This is a genomic window from Streptomyces sp. NPDC127129, from assembly GCF_042671585.1.
Classification (GTDB): Bacteria; Actinomycetota; Actinomycetes; order Streptomycetales; family Streptomycetaceae; genus Streptomyces.
Genome location: NZ_JBHXTV010000008.1, coordinates 198,644 through 212,308 on the forward strand (window position 1 = coordinate 198,644; position 13,665 = coordinate 212,308).

The window sequence follows — 13,665 nt, forward strand, 5'->3', positions numbered from 1 at the left end:
CTGCCGAACGGCGTCCGACCGCGGGCCGGTGAAGGCTGGTTTCACCCAGCCTTCACACGGCCCGTATTGGGTCCCCCGGTTCAGACCCGGGTGCAGGTGTGCGTGCTCATGCCGCCGCCCTCCATGTGCCGGATGCGCAGGGTGCCGCTCTTGGCCGAGTAGTCCACGCTGAGCATCTCGCCGCCGCCGGTGCCGGAGGCGCCGGGCGGCTGCCAGGGCAGGCTTAGGGAGAGGGAGTCGCCGATGGTGGCGGGCACGTTTAGGGCCGCGGCCTCCTCCGTGTCGCCGCCCTCGCCGCCGCTGCCCAGGTTCTCCGGCACCTGCACGGACAGGCGGCCGCCGGACATGTCCCAGGACCCCGTCGACGTCTGGCCCTCGCCGTACTCCAGGGTCCAGAAGCCGTCGGTGATGACCGCGGTGTAGGTGAAGGGGGACTCGTTGCCGATCTCCGAAGTGATCGACCACTTGCCGCGCACGAATGCGGCGAGAGCCCGATCGGCCACCGTCGCCGTCGGGGTCGGCTGCCCGCCGCCGGCTCCGCCGCTCCCGCCGTCGGGACCGCTCCCGCCCTTCGCCTCGCCGTTGCCATTGCCTGTGCAGGCGGCGAGCAGCGAGGCTCCGACGCCGATGGCCAGGTAACGCACAGCGGTTCGGCGACCCACGACTCGGGTCGCGGCCCGCACGTCACGCATGCTCATGTTTTCCCCGTTCATGCCAACTGAATGATCAACGGGCCGCCTACAGACCCGCTCTCTGGGCCCTCTCTGGGCCGTCAAACGGTTCCCGGGGCCCACCAACACTCACCAACAGCAACTGCTTGACCGCAGGTCAGAGCAATGCATGCGTGTAACTTCCCAGCTCAGCAACGCGGTTGGTGAGACCCAGGGCAAGAAGTAACCCTGACCCACCAAGAAGCCCCCTGCCTGCTGAAGCGCTACGGCCTGGTCGACCGGACCGTGCATCCCACAGTGCCGCCACGCGTCGAGTACGCCCTCACCGAGCCAGGCCGGGAGCTGCGCGCGACCGTCGACGGCATGTGCGACTGGACCCACCGCTACCTCACCGACATCGAGTCCGCCCGCCACCGCTTCGACAGCCCATGACGCGACCAGGCCTCGCCCAGCCGGGCCACGGATGCCGTGTCGGCCCAGGCTGGGCGAGTTGTCCAGTACCAGGCCGCCCGAAAATGATCTTCGAGGGACTCCGAGTCGTCGCTGTCCGTCAGCCGTCGGCGCGATCAACAGGGCTCCCCCGCACGGGGCACTACTTGGACGATTCGGTGTGTCCGGCTCTGAGCCGGGCTCGAAGATCGCCTACGGGACAGCCCATAGGCGTCGGGGTTCTTGCTCGTGGCAGAGGCGTTCGACTACGAGCTACTCGAGCCTGTGTGGCGCACTTCCGAGTGAGCGGTGCCCGGCACAGAACGATTCTGAATTGGGACCGCTCAGCGACGAGACCACGGCACAAAGTCGCTTCACCGCACAACGGAGGTCTCGTCACGCCGTAGTACCCGGTAACCGATTCATGGCAGACGGACCTTACGGAGTGGCCGAGCCCGTACAGATCTTCTCCGAGTACCGGTACCAGTGGCCGTCGCTCGTGAGCGCTCCGGTATTGCTGCTGAAGCCGCCGGACCTGATTGTCGACATCGCGAACCAGCCGGTCGGCTCGGAGTGGTAGAGCGTCGCCTTGACAGGGAGGTTGTTGACGTAGGAGTTGATGCCGTTGGAGGGGTATGTCAGGCCGTAGTCGTCGAGGTCGAAGCACGCGCTCGTGCTGGCGGCCTCAAAGGACATCGTGCGGTATTCGGTGCTGCGGTAGAGGCAGAGCTTGCCGGAGGGGCATCCGCCGACAGCGGCAGCGGGCGCCGCGTTGACGAGGGCGCCGCCTGCCACGAGGGCGAGTGCGGCAGTGATGGTCGCGCCTATGCGCTTGATCTGCATGAGCTTCTCTCGTGTATGTCAGGGCGCTCAAGGACGCCAGGAACAAGGGAGCGGAATCACGCGGCCGGGGCGCTCGCCGTTGTGAGGGCGGGCCCAGTCGGGCGCGCCTGCACTACGAGCTCTTATTCCAAGACTTGTCCCACGGCTTTGCGTAGCCCGTGCAGACCCAAAGTGCCGTCTCCTCGCCCGCACCGTAGGTATTGCTGGAGAAGCTCCCAGGGTTGATGGTGTATTGCACGACATAGTCGTCCGGGTTCCACCACGTGGCGGAGGTGCGCGTGTAGATCGTTGCCTTCACTGGAAGGTTGTTCCGATAGGAATTGACTCCGTTGGTGAGGCTGCCCATCCCGAAGGGATCCAGGTCGTAGCAGACAGCGGTGCTGCTTGTGGTAAACGTCAGTTCCCTGTACAGGGTGCTCTTGTAGAGACACAGCTTCCCCGAAGGGCAGGGAGTGTCCGCGGCCGCGGACGGCGCCGTCGCCGCCAGACCGGTCATCGCCAGACCGCCGGTGAGTGCCATCGATGCCAACTTGCCCTTCAGCTTCACTGCTTCCTCCCTGACTGGCCACCGACACCCCCAGCACCCCCGGCATGGGCAGCGGGTGGCTCCGGAGGTGAGTCTTGTGCTGTGTGATCACCCTTTCCAGGGTCTGTGAGTGCAGATAATTGGGCGCCCTGGCTGCTGCCCGGGCTCAGCCCGAGTGAAAGGTTCCGGATGAAGCTGTCGGCCAGTGACCGAGGCCGCCTCAAGGAGATCCTGCAGGCGCGGCGAGCCGCGATCGACCCGGTGGCCATGGGGTTCCCCAAGCGAGGACCTGGTCCCGGTCGACGCGCCGCCGGCCTGAGTCAGGAGCAGATGGACGTGCTGCTCACGCGTACCCCTGGCACGTACAACCGGTTCGAGAACGGCCAACTCGCCAACCCCGGTTCTGATCTCCTCGCCGCAGTCGCGAGGACGCTGCTGCTGGACGAGCAGGAGTGGGCGTTCCTGTGGCTGGTCACCCGCAAGGAGAACCCGCCCCATGCCCTGCACAGCAGCTCGGGGACGTCCATAGCCGAAGCGTGGCAGCGGATCATCGATCACATTCACGGTGCGTTGGCGTACGTCAACGACGCAGAATGGAACCTCATCGTTCACAACGAGGACTTCCGACGCCTCTTCCCTCGCGGACAGGCCCCCGCCAACGTCATGCGCTGGATGCTCCTTGACCCCGAGGCCCGCACCGCCGTCCTGATGCACTGGGAGACCCACTGGGTGCCGGCCATGATGCCCCACCTGAAACACAGCGTGGAGCTACGCCCGGAGAATCCGGCGCTCGGTCGTCTCGCGTACGACGTTCTCAACGACCCCGTGACCGGACCGCTCTACCGCCGGCATGCTGCAGCCCCCGTGCCCTTCTTCGACGGCTCCGAACTCCCCATCCGCCACGCCGTTCACGGACCCGGCCGACTCACGACCTGCCTCGCCGAACCCGTCACAGCCCCCGGCGCCAGCCTCAACCTCAGCTACTACACACCTGGGGACCCTGCGCCCGCGAAGCTGCCACGTGTGACCGCCGAACAGGCATCCGTTCCCGCCGTTGCCGACGGGCGGCTGTTCGAGTGAGTTCTGGACCCCGAGAACGCTGAGCATCCCAAGACCTTCCTAGGCTGACTTGACCCGTCAGGCGGACCTCCGACGGCGGGACGACGCGGTCTTCTTCGCCGTGGTCTTCTTGGCGGCCGTCGATCCGCGGACAGTCGCGCTGGGCGTCTGGGGCGAACTGACGGAACGCGCCTGGGGAGCCCCGCTGCCTAGCTGTGTGGGCCGCGGGAGGCGCAGGTGCCCAGGCCCGCCTCTGGACCGCCCGCTGCGACGTGGGGAAGAGACCACCACCGCCCCGGGGTGATGGTCTCTTCATCGATCTCCACCTGAGTCGCGATCTGAGACTCGCTGAGTCACGACAGGAATCTCGCAGCTCCCCCTTCTGGCCCGCACTGAGTCGCTTGAGTCGCGATAATTTAGAAACCAGATGGAACATGCTCAGCGCACCTGGATGAGCGACTTCACAAACAGATCACTCGGGGCCCATGGCTCGACGAATAGAAGGTGCTCCTCCCCTGCTCGATCGAGCAGGGGAGGAGCACGCACGGGAGCATTCCTAAGGTTCTCGGGGGCGAGCTGCCTCATTCCTGTGCTCGTGCATCCATATGAGACTGCGTGCGGCTCTATACGGAACATGAGCAGAGCACCCATGAGCTGGAACAGGCGCCGGAGCTCGGACGGCAAAGGGCCTGCGAGGATCAGGGTGCGCTTCTGGGAGTGGGTACGGATGAGTGCCTCAAGGAAGGATGAGTCGCCAAAGCCGACCTGGGAGACGTCGATAATCGTGCGGCCCGAGCGTTTCTGAGGTATCTCGCGCAGGGCGTCATAGAGGCAAGAGACGGTTTCAACGTCGAATTCGCCGACGGTGCGCAGGGTGTAGTTCACCGAGTTTCCGGCATGTTCAAGTGTGGCCCAAACCGTTCCTGTGGGGGGCGGCGAAGCTCTTGCGCTCGGTGATCGATGGTTCCGCAGCTCTCCGCCGTTGGCACTTAGCCGTGGCGGCGCTCTTCACTGGAACCGGCGGGAAGGTGGCGAGACGCTCGATGGACCCCGCCATCGAGTGCTGCGCCACTTGCCGGTGTGACCTGTGCTTTGCTGCGGGTGATGCCTGATGCCACCGGTCGCCCGTTCTCGGCCTGGGCGCTCTGTGCCGCAACCTGGCCGCGCGGATCCCGTGCGGTAGTGGCCAGGCCGCGGAGCTCGAGTCTGGAGCGATGCGGAAGTGCCGACGGTCCTGGTGAGGGCGAGCCGGCCCTCTGGTGAGAAGTCGCCCCAGGCGCACGTGAGCCCCCTGCCTGCGAATTCTGCGGCCAGGGGGCTCAGCCCTGCTGGTGAGTTTGGTCGGGTGTCAGTTGTGTCCGCGAGGGGCGTGGCCTGCGGGGTTCTGGTTCTCAGTGTCCTGCGTCAGACCGCCACCGGTGCAGCTGGGCTGCTGGCCGCCCGGCTGCTGGCCGCCGTTGTTGGTACAGGAAACGTCGGCAGGCGTGATCTTGGCTTGTGCCACGTTTGCTCCGCCGACCCCGAGTGCGAATGCTGCGGCCGCTGTGGCTATTGCTGCGCCGACCCTCTTCATTTTCATACTGGTCATTAGGACTCAGCCTCCGGAGTGTCTCGCTTTGCGGCAGAGCGAGCCGGACTGTCGCATCGATCAAGATCAAGCCTTCTCGCGTTAGCTGCGCAATGTCAAGCAAGTCGAATAATTGTGACGAAATCTGGGGCATTCCGTGCGGATCGCGGGTGAAAGGGTCCCCCTGTACGGGGATTCGGCACTCCTTTCAACTACACGCGCACATCCGTAACACCACGCGTACGTAATGAATCACCCAGTTCAGGGCGGCGGAGGAGTGGTCCATTTGGCTCGCACTCCAGCTGTAGATCATGGTCTTTCACTGTTGATGGGCGGACCTGCCGTAGGTAGTGGCAGGCCCGGGACCGGGCTTGATGGCGTCATCGCCAGACGGACCAGCCGAGGTGATGTGCAGCTGGGCGGGCGGTGGTGGTCAGGGGGCTCCCCGTTGTCGGGAGGTACTCGCTCAATCTTCGCCGCCGCAAGGCACAAGATCACGATCTACCGCTGGAGTGCTGGCGGTCGGCCGGTGGCGTCGGCGTAGGCCTCGCTGAGCTGTCCTGCAGTGGATGGAGCCAGGCCAACGCGCGTGCGCTGGGCGGCTAAGGCTGTCTGGCGCACACTCGGTGCGAAGCTCCTCCGTGTGAGCGGAGGGCTGGGGGAGGCGTTTGGTGCGCTGGGCGGTGGCGCCGCCGGCGAGCCGTGAGGCCACGGACGATCTGAGACGGCGGTTCGTGAGTCTATGAGTGATTCTGCCGTGGCCCGATGGTGTGGGTGCAGGCGGCTTCGGCTGGGTCCGCGAGAAGGCCCGCCGACGGGATCCTGATACTGCACCGGCGCCTGGCCCGCGACTACAAGCGCCGCCCGGCGGTCTGACAGCGAGAGCCGCCCCTCATGACGCCCAGAACAGTCGGAAACGCGGTGCTTCTGAGCCTTGGTGGCAGTCGGGCTGGTCGAACTTCGGCGGCCGCCTTCAGATCAATGCTCGAAGGCGCTCACGTCTCCGGGCTCGGTCTCCAGCGCCTCGCGGTCGAATTTCAGCATAAGGAGGAAGAACAGCCCGCCCGCGACGAGCAGGCCGACCACGATCACGACGGAAACGAGCGCCTCCCGGGGTGCCACCAGCACGAACAGCGCGACGAGCGTCCACACCAGCGCGCAGATCGCGACCGGCAGTTCGAAGCGCCCGAGGTCGAACGCCCCCGGCCTGCGATCCAGTCGTTTACGCACCGCCAAATAGAGGACGATCGTCGAGCCGTAGATGATCGCCGGGAGGATCGTTGACGCCGTGATCAGCTCCAGCAGTGCGGCGCCCGGCAGGGCGACCATCAGGATGACCCCCAGGGCGAAGATCAGAATCGTCGCCGGGATCGGCGTCTGCGTGCGCGGATCGACCCGCCGCATCAGCCGGTGGGCAGGGAAGCGTGAGTCGCGTGCCATCGCGAAAACGATCCGCGAGCATGCGACCATCACCACCATCCCGGCGCCGAAGAACGCGAACGTGATCGCGACCAGTAGTGCCCTCTCCATCACCGGCCCGAGCTGATCGCGCATGATCGCCGCGACAGGTGAGCCGTTGGCGGTGATCCGGGGGATGTCGTCGATCGCGATGGTGAGCGTGATCAGGAACAGCATTCCCAACAGTCCGGCCGCCACGACCGATCCCACGATCGCGCGCGGGACGCTGCGCTGGGGATCCTTGGCCTCCTCGGCCAGGTTCGCCGCGGAGTCGAAGCCGACGAGGGTGGCGAGCCCCATGATCATCGCGATCATCAATCCGCCGCCGACGGCGAAATAGTCGGGGGCGTTCTCGGCGACACCGCGCGAGACGAGGTTACCTGCGGCGCCGTTGTCCGTGATCGCCACAGCGATGGCGAGAGCGATCGCCACCACCACGACGAGCGCCAGTTCGAGCCCCACCGCAGCCGAGTTGATCAGGCTGACGAGGCGAGTCGAGGCCACTGCGAGCACGGCCTGGACGAACAGCACCACGACCGTGATCAGGCGCGCCGTGTTCTCGTCCGGCTCGAGGCCGACGAGCGGCATGAATGCCTGGCTCGCGAGCGCGTTGTCGACCGCCACCACGGCGATGGCCAGGTAACAGAAAGTCAGCCATCCAAAGCCCCAGCCGACCTTCGGGTTGGCCAGCCGCGAGGCCCACTGGTAGGAGGAGCCGCTGAGCGGGATGCGGGCCGCAAGCTGCGCGACGACCAGAGCCACCAGCACCTGCCCCACCGCCGCGATGATCCAGAGCCAGATCCCGACCGGCCCCGCGTTCAGCAGCACATCGTCGTACGTCGCGAAGATGCCGACGGCCACCGAGATGAACGCGAACGAGATCGCGAACACCTGAAAGGAGCCGAGCGTCCGTTTCAGCTCCTGCTGGTAGCCCCCGACCTCGACGGAATTGTCGCCACTCTCGCTGGCCTGCTCGCCCGTCGAAGCTTTCGCCACCTCAGCCACCACACCTTCCTATGGGGGCCGTCCGGCCACCCATATGTCTGCACATTTCACGGTCAATGCCACATCTTCACCATCTGTGCCACGTCTCTTTCATATGCGACACGAGCTCGAGAAAGGGCGGTTCGAGGATTGACGATCATTTCCGGGTGGAGGCTGGGGCAGGGCTGCTCGCCACGATCCTCTGTCGGCTACTGCTTCCTGGTGAAGCTGCCGGTGTCGATCTCGGTGAGGACATCGAGCTTGACCAGACGTTTCAGCCTGACGCGGGTGCCCTCGATGCTCTTCGGCCGCGGTTCGTGGTCGGGGGTTTCACAGACATCGCGTGCCCGGAGGGGGCCGGTGGCCTCGTTGAAGACGGCGAGGATGCGGGGGTGGTCCGGGTGCTCGGACAGGTCGGGCGAGACTCGGTGGGCGGGAAGCCGTTCACCCTCGGCCTTCGCGGCTTCTCTGACGGAAAGCCTGGTCGCTCATCTCTCCGTCTACGCCGGGTTGCCGTTCAACGCGTTGCTGATCTCCAGAAGGCGATCTTGTGGAAGGGCGAAGGTGTTGGAGGGGTTTCGGTAGGAGTGGGCTCCGTCGTTGATCCAGACGTCGTCCGTCTTCCTCCAGTGGGCAGGAGCCCATTGGCCCTGGTTCTCGAGGAGCGCGCTCGCCACTTCGGCGGGCTCATCGATCACAGTGAGAGCGGTGAGCGCGGCGGTGAGGGCTACGGCTGCGTCGTCGGGAATTCGCGCGTCGCCGAGTGTCGGGAACAGCAGCAGGAGACGGGCGTCGGCGTCGTCCATTCCCCCTGTTGCCGGCTGCCGGGCTGCGGACAGTAGTTCCGGCCAACTCAGGCCCGGCCCCATGAAATGACCGTCATCCACAGCGATGGTCTCCACGGCCGGCCACGTCGGGTGATGCAGCAGGAAGTCCACCCCGCGCTCTCCTTCGATGTTGCGGTAGATGACGTGGATCGTGTGTCCGGAGCTCAGGGGCACGTTGAACACCGGCCACTCGCGCTCGGCGGACAGCACGTGGCACAGGTTCATGGCCGCGTCCCAGTCGGCGCCGAACGCGGCTCGCTGCGCGTCCTCGCCCCGCAAGGAGGCGCCGAGGTGCACGGGCCAGAACAAGGGGTCATTCAGGTAGGCGGAGCCCTCGATCAGAGGTCCGTCTACGTATCCGGGGATCTTCAGCACCTGGGGATGATGGCATGGGACGCAGACACCGCCTCAGCGTTCGGGGCTCTGCGGTCCGTCTCGGTTTCCCTCTCGTGCAACGTCGTTCGCCGACGGAAAAGCGTGCGCGAGCCCGGCAGTAGGATCAGGCGAATGACCACAGAAGCACCGGTAGCGGTTTGGGTTTTGGAGGGGTTCAGCAAGGCGGACGAGTTCTTGCGGAGCGAGTTCCCCATCAGTCGCGAGCAGATCCTGCAACTGCGGGAGGTGATCGAGCCCGATGCGGACGACCCCTGGATGCTCCTCTGCTACGCCGTACCCGTCTCGCTGTGGCCGAAGGTGGACGCGATCCTGCAATGCGGGCCGCCTGACCCCGAGCTCGACTACCTCACCGGTGCCTACTCGGCCGAATGATCGCCGCGTGCCTGCCAGCCAGGGCGGTGTTCCGATGCTGGACGCCCCCTGGCTCTGTCAGCGTGCTGTGCATCTTCGAAGCCCATGCACCCGTGATCCGCCGGACAGAACCCAGCCCTCCCCGCGCCCGCAGCCGACCGTGCCAGCCTCGACCGGCCGGCGATCCCCGCACCCGCAACCGTTTCTGGCTATATCGCCCAGGCCTCGAAAATTCCCGAATCCCTTCCGAGGAAGAGCACGACCGAAGCGGGAACCAGCAAGCAGATGCCGATGAAGCCGAGCACAAAGGGTGCCGCTCGCAGCGCCTTGGGGGCGAGGCCGTCGGTTCGACGTTTGCGCGCGAAAGTCAGGCGCCAGGCAGACAGGGCCAAACTCGTAAAGATCAGGAACGCGCCGGCGAGCTGCAGCGCCATCAAGGCGCATGCGACGACGAAGATCAACAGGTATGAGAGCAGTACGCCCACGACCACCCTCACTTACCGAGACTTCGGAACTCAGCGACCACGCGCACGGCGGACAATAGGATCATGGCCCGGATCGCGTCAATCCGTGACGGCTGAACGTCCGTTCCAGGCCTGCCCTGGTCGTGGGGCGATCCTGATGGGTGATGTTCGTGCGGGTCGGCGGGCGGCGGGGCTTGGGGTAGGGGGTTGCGGCTGATACTCCCCGCATGAGACCAGTCCGCTCCTTCACACGGTCGCGCCTTGTCGCGGTCACCGCGCTTGCCGCGCTTCTCGCCTCCGGCGCGCCGGTCTCGGCCGTCGGTGGTGGTGGGGGAGACGGGGGGCATCGGCGGGGGTGTGAGAGTTCTCGGGTGCCCGAGCGGGGGCCGGCCCGGGACGTGGTGCGGATCGCTCAGCAGGCGCAGGCCGGCATGGGGCTCAAGTCCGTCATCCTGCGGGTCACCGAGGGCGGGCGTGAGGTCGTCACCGCCGCGCTCGGGGAGTCGATGACCGGGGTGCCGGCCGAGCCCGCCATGCACTTCCGGAACGGCAACATCGCGATCAGCTACATGGGGACGGCCCTCCTGCGGCTCGTCGACCAGGGCCGGGTCGATCTGGACGATCCTGTCGCGCGCTGGCTGCCCGAGCTGGAGGACGGTGAGCGGATCACCCTGCGCATGCTGGGCGCCTCCACCACCGGGATCGTCGACTACGTGCCGCTGCCGGAGTTCCAGCAGGCGGTCTCCGCGAACCTGTTCCGCCAGTGGACGGCCCAGGAGCTGGTGGCCCTCGCCACCGGCAAGCAGCGGTGGTACGAGCCCGGTACCAACTGGAGCTACTCGCACGCCAACTTCGTCCTCCTGGGCGAGGCCCTGGAGAGGATCACCGGGACCCGGCTCGACGTCCTGCTGCAGCGGGAGGTCATGCGTCCGCTCGGACTGCGCGAGACGCGCAACAGCTTCACGCCCGACATTCCCCGGCCCGTCCTGCACGCCTTCGCCTCAGACCGGGGGATCTACGAGGAGTCCACCTACTGGAACCCCTCGTGGACCACCGCCCCCGGCGCCGTGCAGACCACCGACATCTGCGACCTGGCCCGCTCGGCGGCCGGAGTCGGCTCGGGCGAGCTGCTCTCGCCCGCCGGCCGGCGCGAGCTGCTGAACCCGGGGACGGTGGGCCTGGGCACGCCCACCGAAAAGTGCCCGGCGACGGTCTGCCTCGCCCAGACCGAGGCCACCCACTACGGCATGGGCCTGCTCGTCCTCGGTGACTGGATCGCCCAACACCCGCTGTTCTTCGGCTACTCCGCCTCGCAGGCCTACCTCCCCTCCAGGCGTCTCGCCATCGCGGTCTCGACCACGGACGGCCCCACCGCCCAGGCCGGCCACAGCGCCCACGTGATCGCCCAGCGCATCGCCGCCGCTCTCGCTCCCGGCCACCCGATCCCCGATTTCGGCTGATCCGCCTGCCCGCCCGTACGTGCGGCCTCCGGTGATGCGCCGGACGGGTGCATCGGGGGCGTGCCCGGATGCCGCGGTGTCATGGTTTACAGGGAAATCGGTAGGTTTCTGAACCGGCGCGCTCGCCCGTGGGCGGCCCCGAGACGAGGAGAGCGGCGTGTCCCGACCTGTCACCGTGGGAGTGGACGGATCCGAAGGCAGTGTGGCGGCGCTGGACTGGGCCGCCGACGAGGCGGCGCTGCGCGGCGACGGGCTGCGGCTCGTGTACGCCACGCTGTGGCAGCAGCACCAGTTGGGGGCCATGAAGGTGTCCCACGAGGACCGCGCCGGCGAGGGGGAGGGTGTGATCGCCGTGACCGAGCAGCGCGCCCGCGCCCGGCGCCCCGACCTCGCCCTGAGCGCCGAGGAGATCGAGGACGCCCCCACCCAGATGCTGCTCGCCGCCGCCTCCGAGGCGCAGATGCTCGTCGTGGGGTCGCACGGGCTCGGCAGCGTCCGGGGCTTCGTCGTCGGATCCGTGGGGCAGGAGGTCGTCGCCGAGGCGAAGAGCCCGGTGGTGCTCGTGCGTCCGGGGTACGAGGACCGGGGCGGGCAGAAGGTGGTGCTCGGTCTCGACGTGGGCGAGGACCAGGGGGAACTCCTCGACTTCGCCTTCGACTTCGCCGGGCGCCACGACCTCCCCCTGGAGGTGGTGAGCACCTGGCACTCCGCCTTCCACCGGCACCGCTCGGCGGACGAGAAGAACGGGACGGCGTCCGCGCTCTCGAACGCGGTGGGCCCCTTCCGGGAGAAGTTCCCGGCGGTGCGTGTCTCCGAGGTGTCCACGTCCGGGCGGGCCGCCGAGCAGCTCGTCGACGCCTCGTCGGACGCCTCGCTCCTGATCGTCGGCCGGCGCCGGTCCGCCCGGGGCTCCCACATCGGTTCCGTCACCCACGCCGTGATGCACCACGCCTCCTGCCCGGTGGCCGTCGTACCGCACTCCTGACCACGCGTCATCTGCCGTCCGGCGCGACCACGTCGCGCCGGACGGCGGACCGTCGCCCCTGAGACCTGTGGCGCCTGAGGCCAGTTGCGCCTGAGGCCTGTGGCCCCGAGGCCTGTGGCCCTGAGACCAGTAGCCCTGAGAGTTGACCGCGTGTGCCCGTCGGGGATGTACTCGCGGTATGGACGAGGTGGGGGACGCGCCCGAGGCCGAGGTGCTGGGTGGCGAGCTGACGCCACAGCGGTACATCGAGGACCGGCTGGCGCAGTATCAGGAGTGGTACGACCGCAAGGCCACCAAGATGAAGGCCATGCACCTGCGCATGCGCACCGTCTCGGTCGTCGGCGGGGCGCTCGTGCCGGTGCTCGTCAACCTCGATCTGGGGTTCGCGAAGATGACCGCCACCGTCCTGAGCCTCGTCGTCGTGGCGTCGGTGTCGTTGGAGAGCGTCTTCCGGTACCGGGAGCAGTGGAAGAACTACCGGTCGACCGAGCAGCTGCTCGGGCACGAGCGGGTCTACTTCGCCGCCAGGGTGGGGCCGTACCAGCACCTCTCCGACCGTGACTGCTTCACGACGCTGGTCGCCCGCGTCGAGAAGGCCATCGCCAGTGAGAACTCGGCGACTCTCAACGTCATGACCCTCGGCGGGCAGGTCTCCACCGACGTCCAGCAGCAGGGCGTCCCCGCCGCCCGGCAGGCGGCGAAGGGCACGTAGGCCTGCGGGACCCGTCCGGTGTCCCGGGGCGTCCCGGGGCCGTCCCGGGGCGAGCGTCGCGGTCCACGGAGGCCTGCCCGCCTTCGCGCGGCGTCACGCGTCGAAGTCGTACTCCAGGACGTACGACGCCGAGTCCAGCGTCATCTCGTTGAGCTCCACCGCGACCCCTTTCGCTGTGAAGGCCGTACGGCCGATCAGGATCACCGGCGTCCCGAACTCCAGCGACAGGCGCATGGTCTCGTCGGCCGTGGGCATGCGGCAGCGGATCTCCTCGCGGAAGTGCACCGGCTGATGGCCCAGTTCGGTCAGGCGCGCGTACGTGCCGCCCGGGCCCGTGTCCGGGGTCGCGATGGGGGTGTCCTGGGCGAGATCGGCCGGGAGGTACGAGACCGAGAGCAGGACCGGCCTGTCGTCCAGGACGAAGCGGCGGCTGCGGACGCAGACCGCGGCGTCGGCCGGCAGGCCGAGCGCCGCGGCCACGCGCGCATCCGCCGTCGCCCGGCCGACCTCGATCTGGTCCACCACCAGCGCGCGGTCCTCGATGTCCGCCGACCAGACCGAGCGGCCCGTGCCCCAATGGTCCTGCGCCAGCCGGGGGATGCCCCGCCGGCGCAGCGGCCGGAACGTGCGGACGAAGACCCCGGCGCCCTTGCGGGCCTCGGCCAGGCCCTCGGTGCGCAGCACGGAGAGCGCCTGGCGGGCCGTCATCCTGGCCACGTCGTACGTGGTCATCAGATCGTTCTCGCCGGGGAGCCGGTCGCCGGGGGCGAAGGCGCCTGACTGGATGGCGGTTCTCAACTCGTCGGCGATGCGCTGGTACTTGGGCCGACGACCGCTGTCCTGGTCAGTCATGGGGTGGACCTCCCTTCGTCTGCGGGACACCCTACGGCGCGCTCCGACCAGGTGACGCACGCCTCTGCGCCGAGCTGTGCG

Annotated in this window: 13 protein-coding genes and 1 pseudogene; 6 read left to right on the forward strand and 8 right to left on the reverse strand. The window is 67.6% G+C overall.

Features of this window, described 5'->3' with window-relative positions; all coding sequences use genetic code 11:
- Positions 1–80 precede the first annotated feature (80 nt).
- The gene (locus tag ACFVGW_RS17620) at positions 81–698 is read right to left on the reverse strand and encodes a hypothetical protein (RefSeq protein WP_385852601.1); all 618 of its coding nucleotides are present in this window, start codon (positions 696–698) and stop codon (positions 81–83) included.
- Positions 699–923: 225 nt separating this feature from the next.
- On the opposite strand from ACFVGW_RS17620, the pseudogene ACFVGW_RS17625 reads away from it, so the two are divergent.
- Positions 924–1,103: pseudogene (locus ACFVGW_RS17625) on the forward strand (winged helix-turn-helix transcriptional regulator); the annotation flags it as partial.
- A 435-nt stretch (positions 1,104–1,538) separates the two neighbouring features.
- On the opposite strand, the gene ACFVGW_RS17630 reads toward ACFVGW_RS17625, so the two are convergent.
- Both ACFVGW_RS17630 and ACFVGW_RS17635 read right to left on the reverse strand, forming a co-directional pair.
- On the reverse strand, positions 1,539–1,943 hold the full coding sequence (locus ACFVGW_RS17630) for a peptidase inhibitor family I36 protein (protein ID WP_385852602.1): 405 nt from the start codon (positions 1,941–1,943) through the stop codon (positions 1,539–1,541).
- A gap of 112 nt (positions 1,944–2,055) precedes the next feature.
- Positions 2,056–2,490, reverse strand: coding sequence for a peptidase inhibitor family I36 protein (locus ACFVGW_RS17635; RefSeq protein WP_385852603.1), 435 nt, complete (start codon positions 2,488–2,490; stop codon positions 2,056–2,058).
- 168 nt (positions 2,491–2,658) lie between these two features.
- Between ACFVGW_RS17635 and ACFVGW_RS17640 the strand changes: the two genes are divergently transcribed.
- Positions 2,659–3,549: a helix-turn-helix domain-containing protein gene (locus ACFVGW_RS17640; RefSeq protein ID WP_385852604.1), complete on the forward strand. Its 891-nt coding sequence runs from the start codon at positions 2,659–2,661 to the stop codon at positions 3,547–3,549.
- A 417-nt stretch (positions 3,550–3,966) separates the two neighbouring features.
- Here the strand turns inward: ACFVGW_RS17640 and ACFVGW_RS17645 are convergent, their stop codons facing one another.
- The 3 genes from ACFVGW_RS17645 to ACFVGW_RS17655 all read right to left on the reverse strand — a co-directional run bounded on the left by ACFVGW_RS17645 (position 3,967) and on the right by ACFVGW_RS17655 (position 8,739).
- Positions 3,967–4,413: an STAS domain-containing protein gene (locus ACFVGW_RS17645; RefSeq protein ID WP_385852605.1), complete on the reverse strand. Its 447-nt coding sequence runs from the start codon at positions 4,411–4,413 to the stop codon at positions 3,967–3,969.
- Positions 4,414–6,073: 1,660 nt separating this feature from the next.
- Positions 6,074–7,558 carry an APC family permease gene (locus ACFVGW_RS17650; RefSeq protein WP_385852606.1) on the reverse strand — a complete coding sequence of 495 codons (1,485 nt, stop codon included), beginning with the start codon at positions 7,556–7,558 and terminating at the stop codon, positions 6,074–6,076.
- 479 nt (positions 7,559–8,037) lie between these two features.
- Positions 8,038–8,739, reverse strand: a complete 702-nt coding sequence (locus tag ACFVGW_RS17655; protein WP_385852607.1) for a hypothetical protein — start codon at positions 8,737–8,739, stop codon at positions 8,038–8,040.
- Positions 8,740–8,871: 132 nt separating this feature from the next.
- On the opposite strand from ACFVGW_RS17655, the gene ACFVGW_RS17660 reads away from it, so the two are divergent.
- Positions 8,872–9,132, forward strand: coding sequence for a hypothetical protein (locus ACFVGW_RS17660; protein WP_383227263.1), 261 nt, complete (start codon positions 8,872–8,874; stop codon positions 9,130–9,132).
- A gap of 188 nt (positions 9,133–9,320) precedes the next feature.
- On the opposite strand, the gene ACFVGW_RS17665 is transcribed toward ACFVGW_RS17660, so the two are convergent.
- Entirely contained in the window at positions 9,321–9,596 is a 276-nt protein-coding gene (locus ACFVGW_RS17665; RefSeq protein ID WP_385852608.1) for a hypothetical protein, read from the reverse strand.
- Between the two features lie 350 nt (positions 9,597–9,946).
- On the opposite strand from ACFVGW_RS17665, the gene ACFVGW_RS17670 reads away from it, so the two are divergent.
- The 3 genes from ACFVGW_RS17670 (at position 9,947) to ACFVGW_RS17680 (ending at position 12,732) form a co-directional block, all read left to right on the forward strand.
- A complete protein-coding gene (locus tag ACFVGW_RS17670; RefSeq protein ID WP_385852609.1) occupies positions 9,947–11,035 on the forward strand; it encodes a serine hydrolase domain-containing protein in 1,089 nt (362 codons plus the stop codon).
- 157 nt (positions 11,036–11,192) lie between these two features.
- The gene (locus ACFVGW_RS17675) at positions 11,193–12,020 is read left to right on the forward strand and encodes a universal stress protein (RefSeq protein ID WP_385852610.1); all 828 of its coding nucleotides are present in this window, start codon (positions 11,193–11,195) and stop codon (positions 12,018–12,020) included.
- A 178-nt stretch (positions 12,021–12,198) separates the two neighbouring features.
- The gene (locus tag ACFVGW_RS17680) at positions 12,199–12,732 is read left to right on the forward strand and encodes a DUF4231 domain-containing protein (RefSeq protein ID WP_385852611.1); all 534 of its coding nucleotides are present in this window, start codon (positions 12,199–12,201) and stop codon (positions 12,730–12,732) included.
- A gap of 93 nt (positions 12,733–12,825) precedes the next feature.
- Here ACFVGW_RS17680 and ACFVGW_RS17685 read toward each other — a convergent pair whose 3' ends face one another.
- A complete protein-coding gene (locus ACFVGW_RS17685; protein ID WP_385852612.1) occupies positions 12,826–13,584 on the reverse strand; it encodes a GntR family transcriptional regulator in 759 nt (252 codons plus the stop codon).
- Positions 13,585–13,665 lie beyond the last annotated feature (81 nt).